Annotated in this window: 5 protein-coding genes; all 5 read right to left on the reverse strand. The window is 62.5% G+C overall.

Annotated features, from left to right (window positions below):
- The coding region (locus HX846_RS32275) for a DUF2239 family protein (RefSeq protein WP_178966957.1) at positions 1-250 on the reverse strand (250 nt) is incomplete at its 3' end.
- A 50-nt stretch (positions 251-300) separates the two neighbouring features.
- The gene (locus tag HX846_RS32280) at positions 301-1,257 is read right to left on the reverse strand and encodes an AAA family ATPase (protein WP_177023258.1); all 957 of its coding nucleotides are present in this window, start codon (positions 1,255-1,257) and stop codon (positions 301-303) included.
- Positions 1,258-1,260: 3 nt separating this feature from the next.
- A complete protein-coding gene (locus tag HX846_RS32285) occupies positions 1,261-2,304 on the reverse strand; it encodes an aliphatic amidase (protein WP_003218599.1) in 1,044 nt (347 codons plus the stop codon).
- A gap of 15 nt (positions 2,305-2,319) precedes the next feature.
- Entirely contained in the window at positions 2,320-2,667 is a 348-nt protein-coding gene (locus HX846_RS32290) for a zinc ribbon domain-containing protein (RefSeq protein WP_008432727.1), read from the reverse strand.
- A gap of 2 nt (positions 2,668-2,669) precedes the next feature.
- Positions 2,670-3,319: acetamidase/formamidase family protein (locus HX846_RS32295; RefSeq protein WP_178966958.1), on the reverse strand; the 650-nt coding region annotated here is incomplete at its 5' end.

Consider the following 3,319-nt stretch of genomic DNA (forward strand, 5'->3'; position numbering starts at 1 on the left):
CCACCCCCAGCTTCGGACGGCCTACAGCAGGTGACGCCGGCACGTCGGCCTCCGTCACCGCGAGGGTCGGTTGCTGCGGTGCGTAACCGGCGGGCCAGGGATAGTCGACTTGAACACCGCTGGCGTCATCAAACACCAGCAAGCTGCCCGTCGCCAGGTCGAGGCTTTTCAGGTTTTTGGCGACGTCGGCATAAGAGCCGGCAGCCACGCGTTGGTGGCCAAGGAAGGCGGTGCACTGTGATGCGCTCATGACTTTTACCCGGATTATTTTATTTTACCCGGGTTATATTAGTCTGAAATTTATTGGATGCAAGCCGCTTGTTGCGAAACCACCAAACGATCACTGTCGACAGTCGCGCCCATGGGGCCCACACCCGGGTCGCGCAATACGCATTCGGCAATCGCCGGCTCCAGCTCCACCCGCAATCGGCGGCCCAAGGCGCGGGCGCCGAACCGTACGTCATGGTCGCGGCACAGCCAGGCACGTGCCGATTCATCCAGCACCAATGATCGGTGCTGCGCCGCCAGGCGTTGATTGAGTTTGCCGAGTTCCACCTTGAGCAGCGCCTCAAGCCACTGATGGTCGATGGGCTCGAACATCAGGATACGATCGATGCGATTGAGAAATTCCGGCTCGAAGTGGCGGTGCAAGGCGTCCTCCAACACCCCCGCTTCACCGCGCGCCCACCAGCGCAACGGGGCAAAGCGTTGCCGGTGCCGACGCGCCTGCTGGGCGCCGATATTGCTGGTCATGAAGATCAGGCTGTTGCGAAAGTCCAGCGTACGAGCGCCGCCCGCCAGCGTCAGCTGGCCGTTTTCAAGGATGCCCAGCAGGCTGCGCACCACTTCCTGGCTGGCTTTCTCCAACTCGTCGAACAGCACGATACCAGGGCGGCTGTAGCTACCCTGGATCAGTTCGCTGTTGAACAGGCTGATGCCCTCCTTGCTGCCGACATAACCCGGCGGTGCACCGGTGAGTGCGGCGGCATAATGCTCCTGGGCCAGGGTGTGCATGTCGATACGGCAGAACCCGTCGGCACGCCCGTGCAACGCCTGGGCCAGCAGCCGGACGATTTCCGTCTTGCCGACCCCGGTAGGCCCCATGAACAGGTTGACGCTCAACGGCCGCTCACGCTCACCGATATCGGCCTTGACCACCTTGAGCAACCCTTCCATTTGGGCCAGGGCTGCGTCCTGGCCAACGATACGGCTGCGCAGCAAGGCCATGACCTGGGCCGGTTCAAAAGTAAACCGCATGCCTCAACCCGCCGTTTTTTCTTTACCGCCATGGGGCAACTGCCCCACCGGGCATTCGGCGACACCGACGGTGCTGCGAGTGAATGCCTCGACATTCTCTTGGGCCTTTTGCGCGTCCAGCACCCAGGTGCGATAGAACTCGAATGGGCAATCCGCCACGCCCTTGTCCCCATCGCCCGAGGCATGCATGCCGGTGTAGCCACGGTGCAGCAACTTGAACAGATGGTTCTGCGACTGGTCGTTGGCCCGCGCATCGCGGATCTGCGACACCGACAGCTGGGCGTACTGAATGCCCATCTCTTCCTCGCCGCACTCGCCCAGGGTACGGCCATCGAAGCCGATGATCGCCGAGTGCCCGAAGTACGAATACACCCCGTCGAACCCCGCCGCATTCGCCACCGCCACGTAGCAGTTATTGGCCCAGGCCATGCTCTTGGACATCTGCACCTGCTGCTCCTTGGCCGGGTACATATAGCCCTGGCAGCGCACGATCAGCTCGGCGCCTTTCATCGCACAGTCACGCCAGATCTCCGGGTAGTTGCCGTCGTCGCAGATGATCAGGCTGACCTTCATGCCCTTGGGCCCGTCGCACACGTAGGTGCGGTCGCCGGGATACCAACCTTCGATCGGACACCACGGAATGCACTTGCGATAACGCTGGACGATCTCGCCGAGGTTATTGATCAGCACCAGCGTGTTGTACGGCGCCTTGTGCGGGTGCTCCTCGTGGCGTTCACCGGTCAGGGAAAACACGCCCCAGGTATTGGCCTGGCGACAGGCCGCGGAGAAAATCGCCGTCTCCTCGCCGGGAATACTCGCGGCGGTCGCCATCATCTCGTCGTGGTCGTACATGATCCCCATGGTGCTGTATTCGGGGAACACCACCAGGTCCATGCCGGGCAAACCCTGCTTCATGCCGACAATAATCTCGGCAATCTTCTTCGCGTTATCAATGACCTCGGCCTTGCTGTGCAGGCGCGGCATCTTGTAGTTCACGACAGCAACGCCGACCGTGTCCGGGCTGCTGGAAATGTCGCCATGGCGCATTGCAAATCTCCTCGGTCAGTGACTGATCATCCAGGGCCGTGGCCCGGTCCTGGTCTTGAGCCCCAGCGGGTTGGCCTTGCTCGGCACCACCGGCTTGCTGGTGCCACAGCAACTGCAGCCCGCCGGGTGCTTGCGCGCTGCCTGATATTCGCCGACGGTTTGCGGCGCATGGGCGCTGCGCTCGTTACCGGCTATGGCCTTGCGCTGATTGGCCGACAGCGTGGTCAGCGCCGGCGCCGACAGCAGCAACTGCCCGCCCGGGCCGTCGCAATACGGGCATTGGCTGGGTTCGTGACGCTGGGCCATGGGCCGCAGCATCGTGAAGGTGCCGCAGGACTCACAGGCATATTCGTAGGTCGGCATGGCTACAGGTCCGGAGCGATGGGCAGGTCGATGCTGCCGTCGAGGAATTGGGTCGGGCCGCTGGCATTGGGGTTGATGTCGAACTCGAAGATTTCAGTCGGCAGCCACAACGTCGCGCAGGCGTTGGGGATGTCCACCACGCCGCTGATATGCCCCTGCACCGGCGCCGAGCCGAGCAACGCATACCCCTGGGCCGGCGAGTAGCCGAACTTGGTCAGGTAGTTGATCGCATTCAGGCAGGCCTGGCGGTAAGCGACATTGACGTCCAGGTAATGCTGCTGGCCCTGTTCGTCGACGGAGATGCCTTCGAAGATCAGGTAGTTCTTGTAGTTCGGGGTGATCGGGCTTGGCTTGAACACCGGGTTCTTGATCCCGTATTTGGTCATGCCGCCCTTGATCAGCTCGACCTTCATGTGCACCCAGCCGGCCATTTCGATGGCGCCGCAAAAGGTGATTTCGCCGTCGCCCTGGCTGAAGTGCAAGTCGCCCACCGACAGGCCGGCGCCGTTGACGTACACCGGGAAATAGATCTTCGAGCCGCGGGACAAATCCTTGATATCGCAGTTGCCGCCATGCTCACGGGGCGGCACGGTGCGGGCACCGGTGGCGGCGGCATCGTCACGGGCCGAGCCCTTGAGTTTGCCCATGTGCG

The sequence above is a fragment of the Pseudomonas sp. K5002 genome (genome assembly GCF_013386655.1).
Taxonomy (GTDB): Bacteria; Pseudomonadota; Gammaproteobacteria; order Pseudomonadales; family Pseudomonadaceae; genus Aquipseudomonas.

What these genes read in the sequence shown, in the direction of transcription:
- HX846_RS32280 (WP_177023258.1), bottom strand. Translation starts at nt 1,257, where the DNA reads ATGCGGTTTACTTTTGAACCGGCCCAGGTCATGGCCTTGCTGCGCAGC.
- HX846_RS32285 (WP_003218599.1), bottom strand. Translation starts at nt 2,304, where the DNA reads ATGCGCCATGGCGACATTTCCAGCAGCCCGGACACGGTCGGCGTTGCT.
- HX846_RS32290 (WP_008432727.1), bottom strand. Translation starts at nt 2,667, where the DNA reads ATGCCGACCTACGAATATGCCTGTGAGTCCTGCGGCACCTTCACGATG.